Raw genomic sequence first — 19881 nt, 5'->3', positions numbered from 1 at the left:
GAGATCAACATGAGCACTCAATTCGATGTTATCGTCATCGGCGCCGGTCCCGGCGGCTATATCGCTGCCATCCGTGCAGCACAACTGGGCAAGAAGGTTGCCTGTATCGATGCCTGGACCAACGGCAAGGGCGGCCCGGCACCGGGTGGTACCTGCACCAACGTCGGTTGCATTCCCTCCAAGGCACTGCTGCAGAGCTCCGAGCACTTCGAGCACGCCAACCTGCACTTTGCCGACCACGGCATCAGCGCCAAGGACGTGAAGATGGACGTGGCCAAGATGATCGGCCGCAAGGACGACATCGTGAAGCAGAACAACGATGGCATCCTGTACCTGTTCAAGAAGAACAAGGTCAGCTTCTTCCATGGCCGTGGCTCCTTCGTCAAGGCCGCTGATGGCAGCTACGAAATCCAGGTGGCCAACGGCGACAAGACTGAAAGCATCACCGGCCAGCACGTGGTCGTGGCGACCGGTTCCAACGCCCGTGCGCTGCCGCAAGTGGCGTTTGACGAAGAAACCGTGCTGTCCAACGACGGTGCACTGCGTATCGGTGGCGTGCCGAAGAAGCTGGCCGTGATCGGCTCCGGCGTGATCGGCCTGGAAATGGGTTCTGTCTGGCGCCGTCTGGGTGCCGATGTCACCATCCTGGAAGGCCTGCCCACGTTCCTGGGCGCGGTGGACCAGCAGATTGCCAAGGAAACCAAGAAGGCGTTTGACAAGCAGGGCCTGAAGATCGAGCTCGGCGTCAAGGTCGGCGACATCAAGACCAGCAAGAAGGGCGTGAGCATTGCCTACACCAACGCCAAGGGTGAAGAGCAGAAGCTGGATGCCGACAAGCTGATCGTCTCCATCGGCCGCGTGCCGAACACCGACGGCCTGAATGCCGAAGCGGTGGGCCTGCAGCTGGATGAGCGTGGCTGTATCGTCGTGGACGACAACTGCAAGACCAACCTGCCCAACGTCTGGGCGGTGGGTGACGTGGTGCGTGGCCCGATGCTGGCGCACAAGGCTGAAGAAGAGGGCGTGGCCGTGGCCGAGCGCATCGCTGGTCAGCATGGCCATGTCGACTTCGCACTGGTGCCCTGGGTCATCTACACCAGCCCGGAAATCGCCTGGGTCGGTCGTACCGAAGAGCAGCTGAAGGAGCAGGGTGTGGCCTACAAGGCTGGCACCTTCCCGTTCATGGCCAACGGCCGTGCACGCGCGCTGGGTGACACCACCGGCATGGTGAAGTTCCTGGCCGATGCCACGACCGATGAAATCCTGGGCGTGCACATTGTCGGCCCGCTGGCTTCCGAACTGATCGCCGAAGCCTGCGTGGCCATGGCCTTCCGCGCCAGCAGCGAAGACATCGCGCGTATCTGCCATGCGCACCCGAGCCTGAGCGAATCCACCAAGGAAGCCGCCCTGGCTGTTGACAAGCGTACCCTGAACTTCTGATGTCAGAATCGGCGAGTACTCCCGGTCCGGTGACCCGGATCTACCAGCAGCGACTGGCAGAAAAGGGTTTCCGGAGCGACCCGGCCCAGTTGCGGGCCATTCAGGAGCTGGACCGTTGCGCTGTCGAGTGGTCACACTACAAGCGCAAGCGTTCCAGTTCGCTGAAGAAATTCATCAACCGCCTGCCGGTCCCGAAAGGGGTCTACATGTACGGCGGGGTTGGCCGCGGCAAGAGCTTCCTGATGGACTGCTTTTTTGATGCCGTGCCGATCAAGCGCAAGACGCGCCTGCACTTCCACGAATTCATGCGCGAGGTGCACCGTGAACTGGCCAATCTGCAGGGCACGGAAAACCCGATTGATGTGCTTGGCGAACGCATGGCCAAGCGCTTCAAGCTGATCTGTTTCGACGAGTTCCACGTCAACGACGTGGCGGACGCCATGCTGCTGCACCGCATGCTGCAGTCGCTGTTCGACAACCAGGTCGGCTTTGTCACCACCTCCAACTTCCGTCCGGACCAGCTGTACCCCAACGGCCTGCACCGCGACCGCATTCTGCCGGCGATTGCGCTGCTGAACGAGCGTCTGGAAGTGATGAGCGTGGACAACGGTACCGATTACCGCCAGCGAACGCTGGAAAAGCTGCGCCTGTACCTGACGCCGATCACGCCCGATACCGATGCCGAAATGCACCAGGCTTTCGACGAGCTGAGTGCCGGCAACGACGAAGAGCCGGTGTTCGAGCTGAAATCGCGCAAGATCAAGGCGCGCCGCCGCCGCGGTCCGGTGATCTGGTTCGATTTCCGGGACCTGTGCGGTACCGCCAGCTCGCAGAACGACTATCTGGAAATTGCCACGCAGTGCCATACCGTGCTGCTGTCCAATGTGCCCGAGATGGACGCCAGCATGTCCACCAGTGCGCGTCGTTTCACGCTGCTGATCGACGTGCTGTATGACCGTCGCGTCAAGCTGATGGTGTCGGCGGCGGTAGAACCCGCGCGCCTGTATACCAAGGGCGCACTGGCGCACGAGTTTGTGCGTACTGCCTCGCGACTCGAGGAAATGCAGTCGGCTGAATACCTGGCGCTGGAACACCGTAGCGTCGACATCACGATTACCTGAGATCGAGCTGATGCAGTTGCACCACCATGTCCTTCCCTCCGGTCGCCAGGTTGGTCTGGTGCTGCTGGCTGCAGCCGCCAGCGTGCTGGCCGCCTGTACGGCACCGAAGATCCCTGACCCGGCTCCTACGAAAGAAGAGGTGCCGTTCCTGGGGCAGCAGCTGACACAGCAGGACATCACGCGTCTGCGCCAGCAGGTCGAAGGCCAGCGTGCCACGCTGCGCCAGGGCTGGGAAAGCGACCAGCGTGCCTGCTACCAGCGCTTCTGGGTCGATGCCTGCCTGAAGCAGGAGCGTCGCGCCTTCCTGGCACAGGATCTGGTGCTGCAGAAGCAGGAGGTCGAGCTGAACCGCCAGGACCGGCGCCTGAAGGAAATCGACCGCCAGCTGCGTCTGGCCGACAAGGCGCGTGAAGCAGCGGCGCAGTCGGCCCCGGCACCGCAGGCTGCCCGACCCGGTCTGCCTTCCTGGGCCGCCGATGCGCCGCAGCAGCCGGTCAGCGTGATCCCGAAGCCTGCCACGCCCAGTCCCTGAGGCAGCCATAGGGCTTGCCGATGGCCAGGCAAGGCCAGCTGACACTTTCACGTACAGTAGGCTTCATGCGCAGTACCCCGATTGATGCCGATGCCGTCCAGCCGCTGCATAGCGAGTTGGCCGAGCAGGTCACCCATATGCTGTCGGCCTATGGGCCGCTGGCACGCGACAACCCGTCCTATCGCCAGCGTGACGGCCAACTGGAAATGGCCTGTGCCGTGGCTGATGCGATTGCACGCAGCGAGGCACTGGTGGTGGAAGCGGGTACCGGGGTCGGCAAGACCTTCGCCTACCTGATTCCGGCACTGCTCAGCGGTGACCGCGTACTGGTATCGACCGCGACCAAGAACCTGCAGGACCAGCTCTATACGCGTGACCTGCCGTATCTGACCGGTTTGCTCGGCTTGCCGCTGCGCAAGGCCTTGCTCAAGGGGCGCAGCAGCTATCTCTGCCTGTACCGGCTGGAACTGGCGCGCCAGGATCCCGTGGTGCACCTGCGTGAACTGCAGGCCGATATGCACCGGATCGAACAGTTTGCGCGCCGTACGCTGAGCGGCGACATGAGCGAGCTGGAAGGCGTGGATGAGCGCTCGCAGCTGCTGCCGCTGGTGACCTCGACGCGCGACAACTGCCTGGGCCAGCAGTGCCCGCACAGCAAGAACTGTCACGTCAACCTGGCGCGGCGCGAGGCGATGGCGGCGGATGTGGTGGTGGTGAACCACCACCTGTTCTTTGCCGATATGGCGGTGCGTGAATCGGGCGTGGCCGAACTGCTGCCGACCGTGCACACGGTGATTTTTGACGAGGCGCACCAACTCAACGATATTGGCACGCAGTTTCTGGGCCAGCAACTGTCGACCAGCCATGTGCTGGATTTCAACCGCGACATGCTGGCGACTGGCATGCAGCTGGCGCGCGGACTGGCACCCTGGCAGGATCTGTCACGCGATCTGGAACAGGCGGTGCGCGAATGGCGGCTGGCCGGTGGACGCCATGCGAGCGGCACGCGGCTGCGCTGGACCGGCGAGATTCCCGAAGGCCTGGATCCGGACGCCTGGCTGGGAACGATGCGCGGGCTGCAGGAGCGCCTGCAACAGGCCTCGGAAGCGCTGGAGATGATGTCCGAGCTGGGACCGGATTTTGTCCGCCTGCGCCAGCGTGCTACCGAATTGCTGGACAAGGTGCAGCTGTTCCGCCGTTCGTGCAGCGCAGGCCATGTGCGCTGGGTGGATGCTTCCGGCATGCTGCGGCTGGTGGAATCGCCGCTGGATATCGCCAAGGTGGTACGCGAAAAATTGCTGCAGCAGGCGCCGGCCCAGGCAGCGCCAGCAGCGCAGGACTGGACACCGGAAGACGAAGACGAGATGCCCTGGGAGGACGATTTGCCAGAGCCGGAGTGGGGCGTGGTCGGATCACCGCTGCCGCCAGCGAAACGCTCATGGATTTTCACCTCGGCGACGCTGGGAGAAAACGACCGGCTCGAATGGTTTACCCGGCCTTGCGGGTTGGACGAGGTGCCGACCTTGCGTGTCGAGAGCCCTTTCGATTACGCGCGACAGGCCGCTGTCTATGTGCCGCGCAGTTTCCCGCCGCCGGGTGGTATCGATCATCTGCATGCGGTAGCGGATCTGGCGGCGCGATCGGCGCGCGTGCTGGGCGGGCGTACGCTGGTGTTGACGACGACGCTGCGCGGACTGCGTGCGATTGCTGAACGCCTGCGCGAACAGCTTCAACACGAGAGCGACCTGCTGGTGCTGATGCAGGGCGAGGCGAGCAAGGCGCGGCTGATTGCGCGCTTTCGCGAGGGCCGTCAGGGCGAGCGCGGCCAGGGCTGCATCCTGGTGGCATCGGCTTCGTTCTGGGAAGGCGTGGATGTGCCAGGTGATGCGCTGGAGCTCGTGGTGATCGACAAGCTGCCGTTCCCGCCGCCGCAGGATCCGCTGGTGGAAGCGCGTACGCAACGGCTGGAGCGTGAGGGCGGCAATGCCTTCCGCGAGTATTTCCTGCCCGAAACAGCGGTGATGCTGAAGCAGGGTGCTGGCCGGCTGATCCGCAGCGAATCCGATCAGGGCGTGCTGATCATCGGCGATTCGCGCCTGCTGCAGAAGAATTACGGCAGTCGTCTGCTGCGCGTGCTGGGCGATGTGCGCCGCTTGCCGGACGAGGCGGCGCTGGACGAGGCGCTGCAGCAGCTGGCAAAAACACATCAGGCCTGATGATTCAGGCCTGATGGGGATGTGAGGTGCAGCTGGATTACCAGAGGCGGAACCAGGAGCGCTTTTCCTTGACCTTGTGGTTCACATCCAGATAACGGCTCTGCGGGAAGTTTTCCTTCAGCACGCGCAGGGCATCGTCACGCGGTTGTTCCATGCCCATGGCATGGTAGGACTGCGCCATGATGCCGAGCGCCTGTTCCTGGGCTGGTGTGCCAGGGTAGTTGGTCAGCGTGGACTGGGCGCGGTTGATGGCGGCCACATAGGCTTCGCGGCTGAAGTAGTAGTTGGCGATGGCGACTTCGGACGAGGCCATGGCGTTGACGATATAGGTCATGCGCGCGCGGGCATCGGGCGTGTAGCGCGAGTTGGGGAAGCGCGTCGTCAACTCCTTGAAGGCGGCAAACGATTCGCGTGCGGCCGCCATGTCGCGCTCGGACAGGTCATTCGCGTTCAGGAAGTCCAGCCAGCCGGATTGCTCGTTGAAGTTGACCAGGCCCTTCAGGTAATAGGCGTAGTCCAGTGCCGGGCTGGTCGGGTGCATCTGGATGAAGCGGTCCAGCGTGAGGTTGGCATCCACGTAGTCTTCGTTCTGGTATTGGGCATAGGCTTTTTCCAGCTGGGCCTGTTGAGCCAGCGGGGTGCCCTGGGCACGTGCTTCCAGTACGTCGTACAGCGGGATGGCCTGGTCGTAGCCACCGGACAGGCGTTCGTCACGCGCTTCGCTGTAGATGCGGTTGGGGCTCCAGTCGGCGGTTTTCTCCTGCACCGTGGGCGGGGTCTTGCAGGCAGCCAGCAGCGTGGCCGTGCCAAGGCCCAGCAGGACGGGACGGAGGTAACGGGAGATTAGAATGCTGCGATTCGGCTGAGGCATGGATGACTACTCTTCGGTCGGGTCAGATTGCCAAAGATTATAGCCAGCAGACTTTGGCCACCAGTGAGGAAATGCAAGTGCAAGCCACAGACGATGATGAGCAGCCAGGCGCAGACGAAGCGCAGGCCGATACCGAGGCCGAAGCCGAACTGCGTGTGCTGCAGGTGGAGATCGCCGGCAACGGCATGCGGCTGGATCGCTATCTGGCCGAGCAGGTGCCGGAGTTTTCGCGCAGCTACCTGCAGCAGCTGATCGAGCAGGGCCTGCTGCGGCGCCTCGGCCAGCCCTGCACCAAGGCGGCGACCAAATTGCGTGTGGGCGACCGGCTGGAGCTGGAGCTGCGTCCTACAGCGCAATCGCAGGCCTTCGTGCCGCAGGATATTCCGCTCGACATCGTCTACGAAGACGCGCACTTGGCCATCGTGCACAAGCCGGCCGGACTGGTGGTGCATCCGGCGGCTGGCAACTGGAGCGGCACGCTGCTGAACGCGCTGCTGCACCATTACCCGGAATCGCGCATGCTGCCGCGCGCCGGCATCGTGCATCGACTGGACAAGGATACCAGCGGCCTGATGGTGGTGGCGCGTGATCGTGCCGCCATGGACGGGCTGGTGCGCCAGATTGCGGCACGCGAGGTGCACCGCGAGTACCAGGCACTGGCGCACGGCGTCTGGCGCGAGGCGACCAGCGGCGTGACCGAGGTCGATGCCGCCATCGGGCGCGATGCGCGCAACCGTCTGCGCATGGCGGTGGTGGATCTGGCGCATCAGGCTGGCAAGCCGGCGCGTACCGATTTCCGCCTGTTGCGCCAGGGTACGCTGGATGGCCAGCCGGTCTGCCATGTGCAGGCTACGCTGCATACCGGCCGCACGCACCAGATCCGCGTACACATGCAGCATCTGGGCCATCCGCTACTGGCCGATGCCATCTATGGCGGCAAGCCGGTTGCCGGGCTGCAGCGTCAGGCCTTGCACGCCTTCCGCCTGTCGCTGCAGCACCCGCTGACGCAGCAACCGATACAATGCGAGGCGCCCTTGCCGGCGGACCTGCAGCAGGTATTGCAGGCGCTGGCATGATTTTTTCCATTCCTTGTGTGTTGGCATGAACGCTTTCCAGGCCCGTCGCATTCTTGAAACAGCGCTGCTGTGTGCCCAGCAGCCGCTGACGCTGCGCGACATGCGCCAGCTGTTTGACGATGCGATTGCGCCCGATACGATTCGACAGCTGCTGCACGAGATTGGCCAGAGCTGGGAGCAGGGCGGCATGGAGCTGTGCTGCGTGTCCACCGGCTGGCGCTTCCAGAGTCGGCCGGAGATGCGTGACTACCTGGATCGGCTGCATCCGGAAAAACCGCCGCGCTACACCCGCGCCACGCTGGAAACGCTGGCCATCATCGCTTACCGCCAGCCGGTTACGCGTGGCGATATCGAGGACATCCGCGGCGTCACGGTCAACTCGCAGCTGATCAAGCAGCTGGAAGACCGCGGCTGGATCGAGACCATTGGCTATCGCGACACCATCGGCCGTCCGGCGTTGCTGGCGACCACGCGCCAGTTCCTAGATGATCTCGGCCTGTCGGCGCTGGATCAGCTGCCGGTACTTGAAGATGCTGACCAGGACGCCTTGCTGGAGCAGCTCGCCAGCCTGGAATCGCCACCTGCGCACGAGGGCGCGCCAGACACTGATCAGCCGGAACTCGACATCGCGCCGCAGCCGGCGCTTGATTCCGCGGCCACAGAAGCGGACAATACGGGTGTTGCCAACACGGCACCAGCGGTTGCGGACACCTCGGGAGAGGCATCCGGCGCTGCTGACACTTCCGATACCGACGATACCCCATCGCATTCCTGATCCGGCACGCTGCCGGCTCACACGTTTTCCTGCCGGCGCAGCCGCCGGCTACCTTGCAGGTACTCCTATGTCATCCCATCCTGATCACGATTCCGACCAGCAGCCGTCTGACGAAGGCAGCAGCACGCCGCGTCCGCGCAGCCGCAAGCCCGCCAGCCAGCCGCGCAGCCGCGCGCCACGCAAGCCGGCGACGGAGGCACCACGCCGCCCGCGCCAGCCGGCGCCGGCTGTCGAAGACGACACCATCGTGCCGGACGAGGACCTGTTTGCCGCGGTAGTCGCAGGCGAGTTTGACGGCGATGAGCCGGCTGACGCCGCCGAGGTGCCCGCCAAGCGCGTGCTCCTGCCGCAGCCTGATGCACCCAAGCTGCACAAGGTACTGGCCCAGGCTGGCCTGGGATCACGCCTGGAAATGGAGCAGATGATCACCGAGGGCCGCATTTCGGTGAACAACGAGCCGGCCCACGTCGGCCAACGCATCCAGTTTGGCGACGTGGTCAAGATCAACGGCAAGCCGGTACGCCTGCGCATTGCACCGCCGCCGACGCGCGTGATCGCCTACCACAAGCCGGTCGGCGAGCTGGTCACGCATGATGACCCGCAGAACCGCCCGACCGTGTTCCGCAAGCTGCCGCGCCTGCCGCAGGGCAAGTGGCAGTCGGTCGGCCGTCTGGACCTGAACACCGAAGGCTTGTTGCTGATCACCAACTCCGGCGCGCTGGCCAACCAGCTGATGCACCCGCGCTTCGGCCTGCAGCGCGAGTACGCGGTGCGCGTGCTCGGTGCCCTGTCCGACGAGGAAAAGCAGCGCCTGCTCGACGGTGTGCAACTTGATGACGGTCCGGCCCAGTTCGGCAGTATCGAGGAGGGCGGTGGCGAAGGTGCCAACTGCTGGTACCGCGTGACGATTTCCGAAGGCCGCAACCGCGAGGTGCGCCGCATGTTCGAGGCGGTCGGCCACGCTGTCAGCCGCCTGATCCGCATCCGCTACGGCATGATGAGCCTGCCGCGCTTCCTGCGCCGTGGCGTCTGGATGGAACTGCCCGAGCGCGAGGTGAAGAACCTGATGGCCGAAGTCGGCCTGAAGGAAAGCGTGGACCTGGAGCAGCTGCGCCGCCAGGAGCAGGGCGTGCGTCGCCGCAACCCGGACCGCCCGGGTGCCGCCGCCAGCAAGCGCGCCAAGTCCGGCCCGGGTCGTGCCGCGCCGCGCGCCTCCAGCCAGCCCGATCCGATGCAGACCTCGTTCGGTTATCTGGATGGTCGCAAGCCGGAAACCCGCGCCAAGCGCCCGACCGGTGGCGGTGGCCGCAGTGCCCCGGCCAACTGGATGGGGCAGGGCAATGGCCCGTCCGGCAAGCCGCGCCGGCGCAAGTAAGACGCTGCTGCCATGGCCTGTTCCCGCGAATGCCATGGCAAGCAGGTAAAATCCCGGGGTTGTGCAGCTGGCCGCATGGGCTGACTGCGCAATCCATCCTGCCGGCCAACCCGGCCGCCCCGGATTTCATTCTCCCTACTATCAGGAATACACATGGCTATCGAACGCACCCTCTCCATCATCAAGCCCGACGCAGTTGCCAAGAACGTGATCGGCCAGATCTACGCCCGCTTCGAGGCTGCCGGCCTGAAGGTCATCGCTGCCCGCATGATGCACCTGTCCCGTAACGAAGCCGAGGCTTTCTACGCCGTGCACAAGGAGCGTCCCTTCTTCAAGGACCTGGTCGATTTCATGATCTCCGGCCCCGTGATGGTGCAGTGCCTGGAAGGCGAAGGCGCCATCCTGAAGAACCGTGACCTGATGGGCGCTACCGACCCGAAGAAGGCCGACAAGGGCACCATCCGCGCCGACTTCGCTGACAGCATCGACGCCAACGCCGTGCACGGCTCTGACGCTGCTGAAACGGCTGCCGTGGAAGTGGCTTTCTTCTTCCCGGGCATGAACGTCTACTCCCGTTAATCCACGGAGAGAGGACATCGCCATGACCACCACCAATCTGCTCGACTTCGATCTGGAAGGCCTGGTGGCGTGGTGCGGCCAGCTGGGCGAGAAGCGCTTCCGCGCAACCCAGCTGTTCCGCTGGATTCACCAGAAGGGTGTCTCCGACTTTTCCCTGATGAGTGACCTGGCCAAGAGCTTGCGTGAAAAGCTGGCAGGACAGGCCACCATCACCCCCTTGCAGGTGCTGACGCAGCAGATGTCTGCGGACGGCACCATCAAGTGGCTGTTCGACGTTGGCGGCGGCAATGCCGTCGAGACCGTCTTCATCCCCGAAACCGATCGTGGCACGCTGTGCATCTCCTCGCAGGCCGGCTGTGCCGTAGGCTGCCGTTTCTGCTCCACCGGTCACCAGGGATTCAGCCGCAACCTCACTACCGGCGAAATCACGGCACAGCTGTGGTTTGCCGAACATTTCCTGCGCAAGCACCTGAACACCGACGAGCGCGTCATCTCCAACGTGGTGATGATGGGCATGGGCGAGCCGCTGCAGAACTACTCGGCGCTGGTGCCGGCGCTGCGCACCATGCTCGATGACCACGGCTATGGCTTGTCGCGCCGCCGCGTCACCGTGTCCACCTCGGGCGTGGTGTCCATGATGGACCGCCTGTCGCAGGATTGCCCAGTGGCGCTGGCCGTATCGCTGCACGCGCCCAATGATGCGCTGCGCGACCACCTGGTGCCGCTCAACCGCAAATACCCGCTGGCCGAGCTGATGCAGTCCTGCCAGCACTATCTGGAGTTCGCCCCGCGCGACTTCATCACCTTTGAGTACTGCATGCTCGATGGCGTCAACGACCAACCCGAGCATGCGCGCCAGCTGATCGATCTGGTACGGAAATCGGGCAAGGGTGCCTGGTGCAAGTTCAACCTGATTCCATTCAATCCCTTCCCCGAATCTGGCCTGAAGCGCTCGCCGCAATCGGTGGTGCTGGAGTTTGGCCGCATGCTGAACGACGCCGGCATTGTCACCACGGTGCGCAAGACGCGCGGTGACGATATCGATGCCGCCTGCGGCCAGCTCGCCGGCGATGTGCAGGACCGCACGCGCGTGGAGCGTCGCATCGTGCTGCAGCGCATGGCCGATATCCAGGCGGCACCGGCACCGGGGGCTCAGGATGACTGAAACCGGCCTGTTCAGGACACTGGCAGGCCTGATGCTGACGCTGCTGCTGGCAGCCTGTAGCAGCACGCCGCCGTCCATGTTCCAGGAAGCTGCCGCCACGCCGGCGCAGCGCCTGCAGGCGCATCTGCAGCTGGCTGCGGCCTATCTGGAACAGGGCCAGCCCGATATTGCCCGCCAGGAAATCGATACCGTGCTGCAGGCCGATCCGGCCCAGCCGCAGGCCTGGCACCTGCAGGGCTTGGCGCTGCAACAGCAAGGCCAGGGCGAACTGGCCGAGCGCAGCCTGCGCCACGCCTTGCAGCTGGCGCCGCAGGATGCCGGCATCATGCACAACCTGGCCGTGCTGCTGTGCGAGCGGCAGCAGGGCGCCGAAGCCGGACGCCTGTTCGCCTCGGCCCTGGCCTTGCAGCCACCAAGCGCGCAAGCCCGTACCCGACAGGCACTTGCGCATTGCGCAGCCACCCCATCCACCTCCAACTCCCAAGAGCCCAGGAATGACTGACGTACAGAATGAGTCCATTGCAACCGGATCCGAAGACAAGCCCCGGATCCGACTGGATGAGACCCTCAGCCCCGGCAAGATGCTGCGCAGCGCGCGTGAACAGGCCGGCGTGGAAGTGGAGGTGCTGGCCACGACCATGAAGGTGCCGCCGCAGCGTATCCTGGAACTGGAAAACGATGACCTGTCCAACATGCCGGGTGTGTTCTTTGCGCGCGGGCTGGCGGCCAATATCTGTCGATTCCTGGGCGTGGAGGCGCAACCGGTACTGGCACGCATGCCGTCCGACAAGCCGCATATCCACACCGATGACGAATCGATCAATGCCCCGATCAGCAATTCCCGCTTTGGCGCGGGCATGCGCGCGGGCATGGGCCTGCCGCTGTGGGCGATAGCCGCCGTGGCAGCGCTGGCGATTGGTGCCGTGCTGCTGTTCCTGCTGCCGACTTTCTCGGCCAAATGGGAGGGCACCAGTGTCGAAGCGGCCAGCGCCCCGGCCAGTGCGGCCGAAGCTGCTCCGGCAGCCGTCGGCCAATTGGCTCCGGCTCCGGCAGCAGCCACCACTCTGGCGCCGGCTCCGACGCTGGCTCCGGCATCTGCCGCAGCACCGGCTGCCACGACTCTGCAGCCGGCCGCCGCCGTTGGCACCACCCTGACGCCGGCCAGCGCTGCGGCATCGGCTCCGGTTGTCAGCAGCAGCACCGGCCTGGTGTTCCGCGCCAGCGGTGAAACCTGGGTGCAGGTCCGCAACCAGAACAACCGTACCGTATTCGAGCGCACGCTGGCTGCCGGTGAAGAGCAGACCGTACCGGTCGATACCTACCCGATCCGCGTGACGATCGGCCGTGCCGAAAACATCCAGCAGCTGCTGGACCGTGGCCAGACATTTGATCTGGCCGGTGTGGCGCGTACCGGCGTGGCGCGCTTCCAGATTCAGTAAGGAGTCCGCAGATGGAATCCCAGACCACTCCCGTTCCGGTATCCGTACCGCAGCGTGCCCGCACGCTGCAGGCGCAGGTGCGCCATGGCGACCATGTGGTGACGATTGGCGGCGACGCGCCAGTGCGCGTGCAGTCGATGACGAATACCGATACCGTCGATGCCGTCGGCACCGCGATCCAGGTCAAGGAGCTCGCGCAGGCTGGCTCCGAACTCGTGCGCATCACCGTCAACACCCCGGAGGCAGCCCAGGCCGTGCCCTACGTGCGTGAACAGCTGGACCGCATGGGGGTGAACGTGCCGTTGATCGGCGACTTCCACTACAACGGCCACCGCCTGCTGACCGAGTTTCCGGACTGCGCCCAGGCGTTGTCCAAGTACCGCATCAACCCGGGCAACGTCGGCAAGGGCGACAAGAAGGATCGCCAGTTCGGCCAGATGATCGAGGCCGCCATGCGCTGGGACAAGCCGGTGCGTATCGGCGTCAACTGGGGCAGCCTGGATCAGGAACTGCTGGCCGACATGATGGACCTCAACAGCCAGCGTGCCGAGCCCTGGAGTGGCCAGCAGGTCATGTACGAGGCGCTGATGGCCTCGGCCATCAACTCGGCCGAACGTGCCGCCGAAATGGGCATGGCGCGTTCGCAGATCCTGCTGTCCTGCAAGGTCAGCGGCGTGCAGGACCTGATTGCCGTCTACCGCGCGCTGAGCCAGCGTTGCGACTACCCGCTGCACCTCGGCCTGACCGAGGCCGGCATGGGCGTGAAGGGCACGGTGGCCTCGGCCACGGCGCTGTCCATCCTGCTGCAGGAAGGCATTGGCGACACCATCCGCGTGTCGCTGACCCCGCAGCCGGGCGAGCCGCGTACGCAGGAGGTGGTGATCGCTTCCGAGATCCTGCAGTCGCTTGGCTTGCGCACCTTTGTGCCCAGCGTCACCGCCTGTCCGGGTTGTGGCCGCACCACCAGCAGCACCTTCCAGGAGCTGGCCAAGCAGATCGATGACTTCCTGCGTGCGCAGATGCCGGTCTGGCGTGAGCAGTATCCCGGCGTGGAAACGATGAAAGTGGCCGTGATGGGCTGCATCGTCAACGGCCCGGGCGAAAGCAAACATGCCGATATCGGCATCAGCCTGCCCGGTACTGGTGAGGCGCCGGCCGCTCCGGTATTCATCGATGGCGAAAAAGCCCTCACGCTGCGTGGCGAAGGCATCGCCACCGAGTTCCAGCAACTGGTGACTTCCTATATCGAACGGCGTTACGGCAACCCTGCCTGACGCCTTTCCTGGCCCGCCTGGCGGGCCTTGTGTTTCAAGTATCCGACAACAATTTCATGGCACAGAAAATTACCGCGATCAAGGGCATGAACGACATCCTGCCGCCGCATTCCGCGCACTGGGAATGGCTGGAGAGCCAGGTGCGCGAGGTCATGGCGCGCTTTGCCTATCGCAATATCCGCACCCCCATCGTCGAGCCGACCGGCCTGTTCGTGCGCAGCCTGGGCGAAGTGACCGATGTGGTCGAGAAGGAAATGTATTCCTTTGAAGACCGCCTGAATGGCGAGGCGCTGACACTGCGCCCGGAAAATACCGCCGGCGTGGTGCGCGCCGTAGCCGAGCACAACCTGCTGTACGAAGGCGGCAAGCGCCTCTACTACATGGGCCCGATGTTCCGCCACGAGCGTCCTCAGCGTGGCCGCTATCGCCAGTTCCACCAGGTGGGCGCCGAGGCGCTGGGCTTTTCCGGCGCCCATGTCGATGCCGAACTGATCCTGCTGGCACACAGCCTGTGGCAGCTGCTGGGCGTGCGCGATGTGCGCCTGGAAATCAACAGCCTGGGCCAGCCGGACGAGCGCAAGGCACACCGCGAAGCGCTGATCAAACACTTCGAGGCACACCAGGAGCTGCTGGACGACGACGGCAAGCGCCGCCTGTACAGCAACCCGCTGCGCATCCTGGATACCAAGAACTCGGCCATGAAAGAGGTGGTGGAAAGCGCGCCGAAGCTGCTCGACTTCCTCGGCGAAGCCTCGCTGCAGGCCTTCGAGACGCTGCAGCAGATCCTGCGTGCGCATGACGTGGCGTTCACCATCAACCCGCGACTGGTGCGCGGCCTCGATTACTACAACCTGACCGTGTTCGAGTTCATCACCGAGAGCCTGGGCGCGCAGGGCACCATCTGTGCCGGCGGCCGTTATGATGGCCTGATCGAACAGGTGGGCGGCAAGCCGGCACCGGGCGTCGGTTGGGCCATGGGCGTGGAGCGCGTGCTGGAACTGCTGAAGGAGCAGGAGCTGCTGCCCGAGCTGCCGGTGCCCGACGCCTATGCCGTCATTCCCGACATGCAGTCGCTGCCGGTGGCCATGCATGCGCTGCAGCAGCTGCGCCAGGCTGGCGTCCGGGTGCAGATGCACGCCACGCCTGGTGGTGACATGGGCAGCTTCAAGTCGCAGTTCAAGAAGGCCGATGCCAGCGGTGCCCGCTTTGCCCTGGTGTTTGGTGCCGACGAAGTGGCCGAGGGCTGTGTGACGATCAAGCAGCTGCGCGATGGCGCCGGCGAGCAGGTCAAAAAACCGCTGGCAGAGCTGGCAGACTGGGCGAACAGCCTACAATCACAAGATTAAATCGAGCCTGCCAGCGCGCAGGACAGCAACGGAACAAGCATGGCGATTCAGAATCTCGACCTCGAAGAACAGGAACAACTCGACAAGCTCAAGCACTTCTGGGAGAAGTGGGGCACGCTGATCACCACCGTGGTGGTGGTGGGGCTGCTGGGCTTTGCCAGCTGGCGCGGCTACCAGTGGTACGAATCCAACCAGGCCGTGAAGGCCTCCGCTTTGTACGACCAGGTGCAGGCTGATGCCGACGCTGGCGATGTGGCCAAGCTGGCCAACAGCCTGAAACTGATGCAGGACGACTTTGCGTCCACCACCTATGCGCAACATGCTGCGCTGCTGGCGGCACGCGTGTTCCACGAGAAAGGGCAGGCCGACCAGAGCCGCGCCGCCCTGACCGTGGCGGCCGAAAAGGGCGCAGACAAGGGCCTGCAAGGCTTGGCGCGCCTGCAGCTGGCACAGCAGATGGTGGAACAGAAGCAGTTTGACCAGGCACAGCAGCAGCTGCAGCAGGTCGATGCCAGCTACGCCGCCCTGGTGGACGACCTGACGGGCGATATCCATGCGCTGCAGAACCAGCCGCCGCAGGCGATCGAGGCCTATACCAAGGCCTATCGTGCGCTCGACGGTGACCCGGCCTACCAGCAGATGGTTGGCATCAAGCTGACTTCGCTGGGCGTGGATCTGGCCACGCTGGCGCCGGCAATAGCGGCAGCGCCAGCCAGTGCGGCGGCATCGGCTGCTGCCACGCCTGCAGCCGCATCGGCTGTAGCCAGCGCTGCCAGTGCCAGCTGATTTTCCCGGTTCAGAATCGCGCAACAAGGAGTACGGATGATGCAAGCAACGGTTTCCCGCAAGACGGCCACCTGGCTGGTCACCCTGTTGATGGGCGCAGCCCTGAGCGCCTGTTCCAGCTACAAGCCGCCCAAGCCGACACCGCTGCAGCAAAACCCGGCCAGCGTCGCGGCTGCGACCAGCTGGACGCAGAAGCTCGCCGGCAATGTCCAGTTCCCGCTGCTGGTAGCCGCTGATGGCGACCAGGTGGTGCTGGGCAGCTCCAACGGCCAGGTGCAGGCACTGCAGGCCAGCACTGGTGCCAGCCTGTGGCAGGCACAGGCCGGCAAGTCGCTGAGCGCCGGTGTCGGTACCGACGGCACGACCAGCGCCGTGGTGGTCGACAACAACATGCTGGTGGCGCTGCGCAATGGCCAGGAAGTCTGGCGCACGCGACTGGCGTCGCAGGCCTATACCGCACCGCTGGTGGCAGGTGGCCGCGTGTTCGTGCTCACGGCCGACCGTGGCATCACCACCTACGATGCCGCCAACGGCTACCGCCTGTGGCAGCAGACCGCACGTGGCAATACGGCCGATCGCATGGTGCTGGAGCAATCCTCGCTGCTGATGCCGGCTGGCGGCATGCTACTGGCTGGCGTGTCTGGTCGCGTGGTGGTGTTCAACCCCGATAACGGTACCGGCATGCTGGAAATGGTGCTGGCCAGCCCGCGCGGCATCCACCAGGTGGCCTCGATTGCCGACGTGATCGCGCCGGCGACGCGTGCCGATGCCAGCCTGTGCGCACGCAGCTTCCAGGCGGCTGTGGGCTGCGTGGACATGACCAATGGCAGCACCGTCTGGACCCAGCCCAGCGATGGCTCCACCGGCGTGACCGGTGATGCCGGCATCGTGATCGGTACCGATCGCACCGGCGACGTCGTAGCCTGGAACCGCCAGAATGGCGAGCAGCTCTGGCAGAACCGCAATCTGCGCTACCGCAACCTGAGTGCGCCGCTGCTGGTGGGCAACCTGGTGGTGGTGGGTGACGGTGACGGCATGGTGCACATCCTGGACCGCAATACCGGCCTCCTGCGCAACCGCATTGCGACCGATGGTTCTGCCATCCAGGCCGCTCCGGTACTGGCTGGCCATACTGTGGTGGTCGTGACCTCGAAGGGCACGGTCACCGGCATCCGCCTGAACTGATTCAGGCGGACTCTGAGAAAAGGAAACGGCGTACATGAAACCCGTGATCGCCCTGGTGGGGCGGCCCAATGTGGGCAAGTCCACCCTGTTCAACCGCATGACCAAGTCGCGTGATGCGATCGTGGCCGACTTTGCCGGCCTGACGCGTGACCGCCACTACGGCAATGGTCGCCAGGGCCGTCGCGAGTTCATCGTCATCGATACCGGCGGTTTCGAGCCGGATGCCGGCACCGGCAGTATCTTCCGCGAAATGGCACGCCAGACGCAGCAGGCCGTGGCCGAAGCGGATGTGGTGGTGTTCGTCGTTGACGCGCGTGAAGGCCTGTCAGCGCAGGACCATGACATTGCCAACTACCTGCGACGCCTCGGCAAGAGCACCATCCTCGCGGCCAACAAGGCCGAGGGCATGAAGGAAGGCCAGCAGCTGACCGATTTCTATGAGCTCGGCCTGGGTGAGGTGCACGCGGTGTCCGCCGCCCATGGTCAGGGTATTCGTGGCCTGGTCGATCTGGCGCTGGACAGCATCGGCATTCCGGAGCCGGATGACGACGATGAGGCCGGCGAAGAGAACAAGACGATCAAGCTGGCCGTGGCCGGCCGTCCCAACGTCGGCAAGTCCACGCTGATCAACACCTGGCTCGGTGAGGAGCGCCTGGTGGCGTTCGACCTGCCGGGTACCACGCGTGATGCCATCAGCGTGCCGTTCGAGCGTGATGGCCAGACCTACGAGCTGATCGATACCGCTGGCCTGCGCCGCAAGGGCAAGGTGTTCGAGGCGATCGAGAAATTCTCGGTGGTGAAGACGCTGCAGGCGATCGAATCGGCCAACGTGGTGCTCTTGCTGCTGGATGCGACGCAGGGCGTGACCGACCAGGACGCGCACATTGCCGGCTACATCCTGGAATCCGGCCGCGCCGTGGTGATCGCCATCAACAAGTGGGATGCGGTCGACGACTACCAGCGCGAGCTGGTGCTGCGCTCGGTCGAAACCCGTCTGGGTTTCCTCAAGTTCGCGGCACTGCACTATATTTCTGCGATCAAGCGTCAGGGCATCGCCCCGCTGTGGAAGTCGATTGGCCAGGCCTATGCTGCAGCCAACTGCAAGATGCCGACGCCGGCGCTGACGCGTGCACTTCACGAGGCCGTGCAGTTCCAGGCACCCAAGCGTTCCGGCATGTACCGTCCCAAGCTGCGCTATGCGCACCAGGGCGGTATGAACCCGCCAGTGGTGGTGGTGCACGGCAACTCGCTCGAGCACGTCACCGATGCCTACAAGCGCTATCTGGAAGGCCGTCTGCGCAAGATCTTCAACTTGACTGGTACGCCGCTGCGTATCGAGATGAAGACCTCGCACAACCCCTACGCCGACAAGGACTGAGCGGCCTGCAGGCCGCTGCGTACCGCGCCTTCGAGCGTGGCCGGGTAATCGCCCTCGACATAATCACCACAGGCACGCAAGCCGGGCAGGATCTGCATCGGCGGGCGCTGCACGTCGGCGCTGCAGACAAAGGTGGCGCGCTTGTCCACCAGCGTGCGGATCAGCGTCAGCCGTGACAGGCCGAGTTCGGCCTGCGCCTGCTGCAGGATTGCCTGCTCATGGGCGTCCCGTGGCAGCTTGCTGCAGCTGGCGACAAAGGCCAGCAGGCGCTGCCCGTTTTCTATCCCATCCTGTTCCGGATGGCTGAACACGAACTGGGCCGGACTGCCGGCCAGCGCTTGCATGCGCGGCAGGCGTGCGGCATCGTCTAGCGGGCACCAGGCGTAAGTGGTGGCAATCGGCATCCACTGCAGCCGATTCGCCATCTCGATCCAGCGCTGGTAACGGCTGTGCTGCACCTCGCAAAAAATTGTCTGTATCTGTTGCAGCAGGCGCGCCGCTTCCGGTGCCGGTGTCGCCAGGATGACGCGATCAGCCTGCAACTGGCTGCCATCGTCGAGTTGCAGCTGCCAGCCGGCATTGGGAGAATTGGCCTGTAGCGGCTCCAGTCCTTGTACCCGGCAGCCGAGCCGCACCTCGGCGCCTTGGGTTTGCAGCCAGCGCACGGCGGGCTCCGGCAGCACCTGGCCCAGCGGCACGCGTGCCACCAACGCGTCCGAGCCTCCGCGTTGTGCCATCAGCGCGTCGTGGATCACACGCAGGAATACCCGGCCGCTGGTATGTTCCGGCTGACTATTGAAGGCCGACACGCACAGCGGCGTGACCAGATCTTGCAGGATATCGGCATGCAGGCCACGGCAGACCTGCAGCACGCTGGCGCTGTTGTCACAACGGTAGCCCTGGTGTTGCCAGCGCGCCGCCACGCGCAGCAGGGAGAGTTTGGCTGCCAGGCTCCAGCCCTGCGCCTGCCAGATGGCACGCAGCACATCCCAGGTGGGCAGGGCAGAGGCGGGCGGCATGCGCAGGCCACGACCATCCGGCGTGCGCAGATCCAGCGGTTCACGATGCAGCACCTGGCTGGGATCGACTCCGACTTGCAGCATCATTTGCAGGCAGCTGGCATAGGCGCCGATCAGGATATGCTGACCGTTGTCCATGGTCAGGGTATCGCTCAGGGCCACGCTGCGCGCGCGGCCGCCCGGGTCACGCGCGGCTTCGAGCAGGCTGACACGCCAGCCGAGTTGCTGCGCTGCTAGCGCCGCCGTGCAACCGGCCCAGCCGGCACCAACAATGGCCACATGGCCAGGCGCGGAAGGCATGCCG

General features: G+C 64.7%; 18 protein-coding genes. 16 read left to right on the top strand and 2 right to left on the bottom strand.

Annotated features, from left to right (window positions below; all coding sequences use genetic code 11):
• Window positions 1-9 precede the first annotated feature (9 nt).
• The 4 genes from lpdA (at window position 10) to V1261_RS08020 (ending at window position 5309) form a co-directional block, all read left to right on the top strand.
• The gene (gene lpdA / locus V1261_RS08035) at window positions 10-1440 is read left to right on the top strand and encodes a dihydrolipoyl dehydrogenase (RefSeq protein ID WP_329771202.1); all 1431 of its coding nucleotides are present in this window, start codon (window positions 10-12) and stop codon (window positions 1438-1440) included.
• Window positions 1440-2561 carry a cell division protein ZapE gene (gene zapE, locus V1261_RS08030; protein ID WP_329771201.1) on the top strand — a complete coding sequence of 374 codons (1122 nt, stop codon included), beginning with the start codon at window positions 1440-1442 and terminating at the stop codon, window positions 2559-2561. Before lpdA ends, zapE begins: the two co-directional genes overlap by 1 nt.
• Window positions 2562-2571: 10 nt before the next feature.
• Window positions 2572-3093 (top strand): hypothetical protein, encoded by a 522-nt coding sequence (locus tag V1261_RS08025; RefSeq protein WP_329771198.1) that lies wholly within the window; start codon window positions 2572-2574, stop codon window positions 3091-3093.
• A 137-nt stretch (window positions 3094-3230) separates the two neighbouring features.
• Window positions 3231-5309 (top strand): ATP-dependent DNA helicase, encoded by a 2079-nt coding sequence (locus tag V1261_RS08020; RefSeq protein WP_329771242.1) that lies wholly within the window; start codon window positions 3231-3233, stop codon window positions 5307-5309.
• A gap of 37 nt (window positions 5310-5346) precedes the next feature.
• On the opposite strand, the gene V1261_RS08015 is transcribed toward V1261_RS08020, so the two are convergent.
• Window positions 5347-6180, bottom strand: a complete 834-nt coding sequence (locus V1261_RS08015; RefSeq protein WP_329771197.1) for an outer membrane protein assembly factor BamD — start codon at window positions 6178-6180, stop codon at window positions 5347-5349.
• Window positions 6181-6251: 71 nt separating this feature from the next.
• On the opposite strand from V1261_RS08015, the gene V1261_RS08010 reads away from it, so the two are divergent.
• The 12 genes from V1261_RS08010 (at window position 6252) to der (ending at window position 18558) form a co-directional block, all read left to right on the top strand.
• Entirely contained in the window at window positions 6252-7256 is a 1005-nt protein-coding gene (locus V1261_RS08010) for an RluA family pseudouridine synthase (protein WP_329771195.1), read from the top strand.
• 25 nt (window positions 7257-7281) lie between these two features.
• The gene (gene scpB, locus V1261_RS08005) at window positions 7282-8031 is read left to right on the top strand and encodes an SMC-Scp complex subunit ScpB (protein ID WP_329771194.1); all 750 of its coding nucleotides are present in this window, start codon (window positions 7282-7284) and stop codon (window positions 8029-8031) included.
• Between the two features lie 67 nt (window positions 8032-8098).
• Window positions 8099-9406 (top strand): pseudouridine synthase, encoded by a 1308-nt coding sequence (locus tag V1261_RS08000; protein ID WP_329771192.1) that lies wholly within the window; start codon window positions 8099-8101, stop codon window positions 9404-9406.
• Between the two features lie 153 nt (window positions 9407-9559).
• Window positions 9560-9985 (top strand): nucleoside-diphosphate kinase, encoded by a 426-nt coding sequence (ndk, locus tag V1261_RS07995; protein ID WP_018715505.1) that lies wholly within the window; start codon window positions 9560-9562, stop codon window positions 9983-9985.
• A gap of 22 nt (window positions 9986-10007) precedes the next feature.
• A complete protein-coding gene (gene rlmN / locus V1261_RS07990; protein ID WP_329771190.1) occupies window positions 10008-11150 on the top strand; it encodes a dual-specificity RNA methyltransferase RlmN in 1143 nt (380 codons plus the stop codon).
• Window positions 11143-11652 (top strand): tetratricopeptide repeat protein, encoded by a 510-nt coding sequence (locus V1261_RS07985; protein ID WP_329771188.1) that lies wholly within the window; start codon window positions 11143-11145, stop codon window positions 11650-11652. The genes rlmN and V1261_RS07985 overlap by 8 nt, the downstream gene beginning before the upstream one ends.
• Complete coding sequence (locus V1261_RS07980) at window positions 11645-12589, top strand: helix-turn-helix domain-containing protein (protein WP_329771186.1); 945 nt, start codon at window positions 11645-11647, stop codon at window positions 12587-12589. Before V1261_RS07985 ends, V1261_RS07980 begins: the two co-directional genes overlap by 8 nt.
• Before the next feature lie 11 nt (window positions 12590-12600).
• Window positions 12601-13863, top strand: a complete 1263-nt coding sequence (gene ispG / locus V1261_RS07975) for a flavodoxin-dependent (E)-4-hydroxy-3-methylbut-2-enyl-diphosphate synthase (protein WP_329771185.1) — start codon at window positions 12601-12603, stop codon at window positions 13861-13863.
• 56 nt (window positions 13864-13919) lie between these two features.
• The gene (gene hisS / locus V1261_RS07970; protein WP_329771184.1) at window positions 13920-15209 is read left to right on the top strand and encodes a histidine--tRNA ligase; all 1290 of its coding nucleotides are present in this window, start codon (window positions 13920-13922) and stop codon (window positions 15207-15209) included.
• Window positions 15210-15248: 39 nt separating this feature from the next.
• Entirely contained in the window at window positions 15249-15995 is a 747-nt protein-coding gene (locus V1261_RS07965; RefSeq protein ID WP_329771183.1) for a YfgM family protein, read from the top strand.
• Window positions 15996-16031: 36 nt separating this feature from the next.
• Entirely contained in the window at window positions 16032-17180 is a 1149-nt protein-coding gene (gene bamB / locus V1261_RS07960) for an outer membrane protein assembly factor BamB (RefSeq protein WP_329771182.1), read from the top strand.
• Between the two features lie 34 nt (window positions 17181-17214).
• Window positions 17215-18558: a ribosome biogenesis GTPase Der gene (der, locus tag V1261_RS07955; RefSeq protein WP_329771180.1), complete on the top strand. Its 1344-nt coding sequence runs from the start codon at window positions 17215-17217 to the stop codon at window positions 18556-18558.
• Here der and hpnE read toward each other — a convergent pair.
• Entirely contained in the window at window positions 18540-19877 is a 1338-nt protein-coding gene (gene hpnE, locus V1261_RS07950) for a hydroxysqualene dehydroxylase HpnE (protein WP_329771178.1), read from the bottom strand. The two genes, der and hpnE, sit on opposite strands and share 19 nt — an antisense overlap.
• Window positions 19878-19881: the final 4 nt, after the last annotated feature.

Source organism: Brachymonas sp. J145, from assembly GCF_036312245.1.
Classification (GTDB): domain Bacteria; phylum Pseudomonadota; class Gammaproteobacteria; order Burkholderiales; family Burkholderiaceae_C; genus Brachymonas; species Brachymonas wangyanguii.
The sequence above is the reverse complement of the archived record's forward strand: the minus strand, read 5'-3'. Positions and strand labels throughout refer to the sequence as shown.

Bases quoted from the DNA above. Each gene is read 5' to 3' on its own strand.
- V1261_RS08010 (WP_329771195.1), top strand. From the start codon at position 6,252: ATGCAAGTGCAAGCCACAGACGATGATGAGCAGCCAGGCGCAGACGAA.
- V1261_RS08015 (WP_329771197.1), bottom strand. From the start codon at position 6,180: ATGCCTCAGCCGAATCGCAGCATTCTAATCTCCCGTTACCTCCGTCCC.
- hisS (WP_329771184.1), top strand. From the start codon at position 13,920: ATGGCACAGAAAATTACCGCGATCAAGGGCATGAACGACATCCTGCCG.
- lpdA (WP_329771202.1), top strand. From the start codon at position 10: ATGAGCACTCAATTCGATGTTATCGTCATCGGCGCCGGTCCCGGCGGC.
- ispG (WP_329771185.1), top strand. From the start codon at position 12,601: ATGGAATCCCAGACCACTCCCGTTCCGGTATCCGTACCGCAGCGTGCC.
- bamB (WP_329771182.1), top strand. From the start codon at position 16,032: ATGATGCAAGCAACGGTTTCCCGCAAGACGGCCACCTGGCTGGTCACC.
- hpnE (WP_329771178.1), bottom strand. From the start codon at position 19,877: ATGCCTTCCGCGCCTGGCCATGTGGCCATTGTTGGTGCCGGCTGGGCC.
- V1261_RS08000 (WP_329771192.1), top strand. From the start codon at position 8,099: ATGTCATCCCATCCTGATCACGATTCCGACCAGCAGCCGTCTGACGAA.
- scpB (WP_329771194.1), top strand. From the start codon at position 7,282: ATGAACGCTTTCCAGGCCCGTCGCATTCTTGAAACAGCGCTGCTGTGT.
- V1261_RS07985 (WP_329771188.1), top strand. From the start codon at position 11,143: ATGACTGAAACCGGCCTGTTCAGGACACTGGCAGGCCTGATGCTGACG.
- ndk (WP_018715505.1), top strand. From the start codon at position 9,560: ATGGCTATCGAACGCACCCTCTCCATCATCAAGCCCGACGCAGTTGCC.
- zapE (WP_329771201.1), top strand. From the start codon at position 1,440: ATGTCAGAATCGGCGAGTACTCCCGGTCCGGTGACCCGGATCTACCAG.
- V1261_RS08020 (WP_329771242.1), top strand. From the start codon at position 3,231: ATGCTGTCGGCCTATGGGCCGCTGGCACGCGACAACCCGTCCTATCGC.
- V1261_RS07980 (WP_329771186.1), top strand. From the start codon at position 11,645: ATGACTGACGTACAGAATGAGTCCATTGCAACCGGATCCGAAGACAAG.
- der (WP_329771180.1), top strand. From the start codon at position 17,215: ATGAAACCCGTGATCGCCCTGGTGGGGCGGCCCAATGTGGGCAAGTCC.
- rlmN (WP_329771190.1), top strand. From the start codon at position 10,008: ATGACCACCACCAATCTGCTCGACTTCGATCTGGAAGGCCTGGTGGCG.
- V1261_RS07965 (WP_329771183.1), top strand. From the start codon at position 15,249: ATGGCGATTCAGAATCTCGACCTCGAAGAACAGGAACAACTCGACAAG.
- V1261_RS08025 (WP_329771198.1), top strand. From the start codon at position 2,572: ATGCAGTTGCACCACCATGTCCTTCCCTCCGGTCGCCAGGTTGGTCTG.